At 38.8% G+C, this 4,808-nt stretch carries 6 protein-coding genes; all 6 read left to right on the top strand.

Annotation, left to right across the window (positions count from 1 at the left end):
- The 6 genes from GT674_RS18385 to GT674_RS16380 all read left to right on the top strand — a co-directional run bounded on the left by GT674_RS18385 (position 1) and on the right by GT674_RS16380 (position 4,680).
- The gene (locus GT674_RS18385; protein WP_442859865.1) at positions 1-120 is read left to right on the top strand and encodes a hypothetical protein; all 120 of its coding nucleotides are present in this window, start codon (positions 1-3) and stop codon (positions 118-120) included.
- Positions 121-459: 339 nt separating this feature from the next.
- Positions 460-1,173, top strand: a complete 714-nt coding sequence (locus tag GT674_RS16400) for a lantibiotic protection ABC transporter ATP-binding protein (protein ID WP_044999424.1) — start codon at positions 460-462, stop codon at positions 1,171-1,173.
- Complete coding sequence (locus GT674_RS16395; protein WP_055225702.1) at positions 1,166-1,897, top strand: lantibiotic immunity ABC transporter MutE/EpiE family permease subunit; 732 nt, start codon at positions 1,166-1,168, stop codon at positions 1,895-1,897. The genes GT674_RS16400 and GT674_RS16395 overlap by 8 nt, the downstream gene beginning before the upstream one ends.
- Before the next feature lies 1 nt (position 1,898).
- The gene (locus GT674_RS16390; protein WP_005330844.1) at positions 1,899-2,639 is read left to right on the top strand and encodes a lantibiotic immunity ABC transporter MutG family permease subunit; all 741 of its coding nucleotides are present in this window, start codon (positions 1,899-1,901) and stop codon (positions 2,637-2,639) included.
- Positions 2,640-2,653: 14 nt separating this feature from the next.
- Positions 2,654-3,316 (top strand): response regulator transcription factor, encoded by a 663-nt coding sequence (locus tag GT674_RS16385; protein WP_072521435.1) that lies wholly within the window; start codon positions 2,654-2,656, stop codon positions 3,314-3,316.
- Positions 3,304-4,680 (top strand): sensor histidine kinase, encoded by a 1,377-nt coding sequence (locus GT674_RS16380; RefSeq protein ID WP_161286642.1) that lies wholly within the window; start codon positions 3,304-3,306, stop codon positions 4,678-4,680. Before GT674_RS16385 ends, GT674_RS16380 begins: the two co-directional genes overlap by 13 nt.
- Positions 4,681-4,808 lie beyond the last annotated feature (128 nt).

Here is a 4,808-nt window from a genome sequence, read left to right as displayed (position 1 = left end):
CTGGAATATAAGTTGAAACTGTATGGGATTCAATTGATAAAACAAGAGGAAAGCTATACCAGTCAGTGCAGCCCGTTATCACCGGAAGTATCAAAAAGGTATGCAGAAGCATCAAACTGAAAAGAGCGGGGTATGTATATAACTGACGGAGTAAGATTTAACGCAGATGCAGTAGGTGCGTTTAATATCCTGCGGAAATATCTTTCCGTATCCGGGAAGCAGAAAGAATTGTCCGTAACCAGACTAAAAAATCCAGAAATAATAAAAGTAGCTGTATAGCCGAAAGGCAAGCAGTATTGGTGTCATGGACGCACCCTGAAAAAAGACGGTATCCCGCCAGACTTCAGATGCTCTGGTAACTTGTTGCCGAGTAGTTCACCAATCTTCATCAAATCTTTATTTTTTTCTGTTAGGTTATATTTCAGTAAGAAATGAAATATGGAAGGAAGGATAGTAAAGATGGAAATGATGTTGCAGACACAAAATTTGTGTAAATATTTTAGAAAGCAGAAAGCGGTAAATAATGTTTCACTTAATATAGAAAAGAAACAGATTTATGGACTGCTTGGACCGAATGGTGCGGGAAAATCTACCACATTGAAAATGTTGACTGGTATGATGAAACCAACTGCAGGAAAGATTTACTTTGATGGAAAACTTTTGGATAGGAAAGATTTATCAAAAATAGGAGCGTTAATTGAAAATCCGCCTATTTATGAAAATCTTTCCGCCAGAGAGAATTTGAAGGTAAGACAATTATTGCTTGGTACAGATGAAAACAGAATTGATGAGGTCTTGCAGATTGTATCACTTACAAACACCGGAAAGAAGAAAGCAGGACAGTTTTCTTTGGGGATGAAGCAAAGACTAGGCATTGCAATGGCATTGCTTGGAGAACCGGAACTTTTGATATTGGATGAACCTACGAATGGATTAGATCCAATAGGCATCGAGGAATTACGAGAGCTGATCCGGTCTTTTCCGGAACAGGGAATCACTGTAATTCTCTCCAGTCATATTCTCTCAGAGGTACAGTTACTTGCAGATAAAGTCGGGATTATTTCAGGTGGAATCTTAGGATACGAAGGAGCATTAAAGCAGGGAGATAATCTTGAAGATTTGTTTATGAATGTGGTAAGAAAAAACCAGAAAGCAGGTGAAATCCATGGTTAATATTATAAAAGCAGAACATCAAAAAGCCAAAAGAACCATGCGAAAAAAGTTTATCTGGGGATTTCCTCTTCTTACATTTGTCATGGCATTTATATTTACTCTTGGGATGACAAATGCTTATGCAGAAAGTGTTTGGAACTGGTGGTATACACTTTTGCTGCCGGGGATGATTGCTCTATTTTGTTATCTTTCTGTGGCGCAGGAGAAAAAGATAAAATACTATCATTTAACGACTATTCCCACAGACAGAAGAAAATTGTTGCTGGGGAAAATTATTTATATTGGGTACATGATTTTGTTTTCTAATGTGATTGTGTTTGCAGGAGCAACGCTTGGAGGCTTTCTTCTAACGACACATGTTCCAGTTGGAGGAGCGTTGATTGCAGTATTGTTTCTGACGGTTTCTGAGTTATGGGAGATTCCGGTAGCTTTATTTTTAAGTGAACGATTTGGAATGATTGTAAACCTGTTCGTCTGCCTGTTTATTACCGTCAGCGGTGTGGTAATATCACAAACCAGAATCTGGTATGTACTTGTTTCTGCAATCCCTATGCGAATGATGTGCCCGTTGCTTCATGTTTTACCAAATGGACTTGCCGCAGAAGCAGGGAATCCTCTTTTGGATACGGGAGTCATTGTTCCGGGAATGTGTCTCTCAATCATCTGGTTTGTTTTTGTAACGGTTCTGTTTTTGAAATGGTTTGAGAGAAGAGAGGTGAAATAAGATGATTGGAAGATCTCTTAATGCAGACTTGCGAAAGATGAAAGGAACATCTGTGATTCTGGCACACTTACTGATTCCGATTATAACCAGCGTTATATTTTTAATATATTACTTTTTTTCACCATGGAATGAAAATATGAAAGTGATTGCATTTTATCAGGCAATAGGAGCAGGACTTCCGGTACTTATTGGAATTTTTACAGCAAGTGTGATGGAACAGGAACAAAATGCAGGTGATTTTCAAAATCTGTTGTCTTTACCGGATAAACCTGCAGCATTTTTATCGAAACTGTTGATGCTACTGGTTTTGTGTCTGTGCTCTATCCTATTGACAGCAATCATATTCGGAATTGGATTTGGAAGAATCGCATCAAGCGATATCGAAATTATGAAAGGATGTATATTTGCAGCATTGCTGCTGTGGGGAAGCAGTGTTCCACTTTATCTGTGGCAGCTGATTCTGGCTTTTCAGTTTGGAAAAGGGGTATCCATTGGAGCAGGGATTATATCAGGACTAATTAGTGCATTGATGCTTACCGGACTTGGAGATTATGTGTGGAAATATGTATTTGTCTGCTGGACGGGTAGAGTACCATATACTTATCTGCAATCTGTATTGGGAGAAACTAGTGTAGGTGAATGGTTGTCATTCATACCAGGTTGCTTAATATTTACAGGGATTAGTATGGTATACTATTTTTGGTGGGTAAACCACTGGGAAGGAAACAGAATATCGGAATAGAATCGAGGGAAACTATGGCAAAAATACTGGCAGTTGATGATGAACCGGCAATTCTGGAAATGATAGAAAGCATTTTGAATAAGGATGGACATCTGGTTACCAAAGTAAGTAATCCGCTGAAACTTAATATGGAAGAATTACATCGTTATGACCTGATTTTACTTGACATTATGATGCCTGGAATGGACGGCTTTGAATTATGCAAAAGAATCAGGGCACTTGTGGATTGTCCGATTTTGTTTCTTACCGCAAAAACGGAGGAAAAAAGTCTGGTGAACGGACTTTCGTTGGGAGCAGATGATTATATTTCAAAGCCATTTGGAGTGATGGAACTTCGGGCAAGGATTCATGCACATCTTAGAAGAGAGCACAGGGAACATTCTGTCCGGATGGTTTTGGGGAGGGTCTGTATTCAAATATCTCAAAAGAAACTATTGGTTGATGATAAGGAACTTCCTCTTACGAAAGCGGAGTACGAAATTTGTGAATTCCTGGCTAAAAACAGGGGACAGGTTTTCTCGAAAGAACAGATTTTAGAAGAGGTCTTTGGTTTTGACAGTGAGAGTAATGACAGTACCATTATCACGCATATCAAAAATATAAGAGCAAAATTTGCGGATTATGATTATACACCGATAAAAACAGTCTGGGGGATTGGATATAAATGGGAAGAGTAAAGAGAAGCAATGCACTCAGCTGGATTTTTATGAGATATGTACTGGTCATGCTTGGATCATTAGTAGGTTTGGTGATTGTTGCTTGGCTGCTGCTGTACCTTTTGATTAGTGTGGGCTGTATCTATCCGGCGAATTATGCAGAGCAAAAGATTAATGAAGCATATGATACGATTTTACGTGCGGATAAAGTAACTGCTGAGATGATTCCTGCACTTTGTGATTATGTAATCTTTTCAGAGAATGGAGAGAAAATAGGTGGAAATCTGTCAGAACAATACGAACAGATAGCATGGAATGTTGCAAAGTACGGAAACGCATCCGGGAAATATTTTTATAAAGTAATTGTAAGGGAAAATGAATATGTTGTATTGCAATATCGCCTGACACCTCAATATCATTCAGCTTTTTTGAGGGAGCATTTTATAGGACCACAGAATGTGATGAGTATTATGTCAGTGATTGGAGCGGTAGCGATTATCATCATTCCGTCCGTACGTTTTGGAAAAAGAATCAAAAAGCAGATGCAGCCTGTATTAGACGCAATCAGACAAATAAAGGATCAAAATCTGGAATATGAGACATCCTGTTCCGGTATCAAAGAGTTTGATGACTGTTTATCGGTAATCGATGATATGCGAGATGCATTGCGAGAATCTTTAGAAAAGCAGTGGAAAACAGAGCAGGAAAAGAAACAACAGATGTCTGCTTTGGCGCATGATATTAAAACACCTCTTACGATTGTACGGGGAAATGCAGAACTACTTTCAGAGACTGAACTGACCACAGAACAGAAGAATAATATCACTTATGTTTTGAACGGCACAACACAGATACAAAGTTATGTAAAACAGTTGATAGATGTCACAAAATCATGGAATTGCAGTGATGTTACCTATACAACGGTGAGGTTAGAAGATTTTTTCGCAGATATAAAGGAACAGGCACTCGGGCTGGCAGAAATCTGCCATCAGAAAATAAACTGGAAGGCACAGCAAAGTGATAAAAAGGTAACGATTGCTTATGATCCAATGTTTCGGGCTGTAATGAATGTGATTCAGAATGCAGTGGAGCATACGAAAGAAAAGGAAATCATCTATATTGGTGCAAAGGAGCAGGATGGTCAGCTGACATTCATTGTGGAAGATAGTGGATCAGGATTTACAAAAGAAGCATTATTGCATGGCACAGAGCAGTTTTTTATGGATGACATAAGTAGAAATGGCGAAGCCCATTATGGGATGGGACTATTTTTTGCAAAAACTGTGGCTGAAAAATATGGCGGAGGGATTAAACTTTCAAATTCTGAAAATACAGGTGGGGCGAAAGTAAAAATATTTTTCATGAGTAGTCAAGAAACAAGCTAAATGAAAAGCCTAATCCCCCAGCTATGCTGGGGAGAATGGAGTAGGCGGAAGCGGTGAGGATAACAAAATAAAGCCTCCTGTGATATGATGAGAATGGTGTCGCAAGCCAAACTCAAAATCAAAGGAGG

The organism is Blautia sp. BIOML-A1 (assembly GCF_009883055.1).
Taxonomy (GTDB): domain Bacteria; phylum Bacillota; class Clostridia; order Lachnospirales; family Lachnospiraceae; genus Blautia_A.
This window is presented reverse-complemented; position numbering and strand designations above follow the sequence as displayed.

Coding starts and splice junctions, on each gene's coding strand:
- GT674_RS16395 (WP_055225702.1), top strand. CDS start 1,166: ATGGTTAATATTATAAAAGCAGAACATCAAAAAGCCAAAAGAACCATG.
- GT674_RS16400 (WP_044999424.1), top strand. CDS start 460: ATGGAAATGATGTTGCAGACACAAAATTTGTGTAAATATTTTAGAAAG.
- GT674_RS16390 (WP_005330844.1), top strand. CDS start 1,899: ATGATTGGAAGATCTCTTAATGCAGACTTGCGAAAGATGAAAGGAACA.
- GT674_RS16380 (WP_161286642.1), top strand. CDS start 3,304: ATGGGAAGAGTAAAGAGAAGCAATGCACTCAGCTGGATTTTTATGAGA.
- GT674_RS16385 (WP_072521435.1), top strand. CDS start 2,654: ATGGCAAAAATACTGGCAGTTGATGATGAACCGGCAATTCTGGAAATG.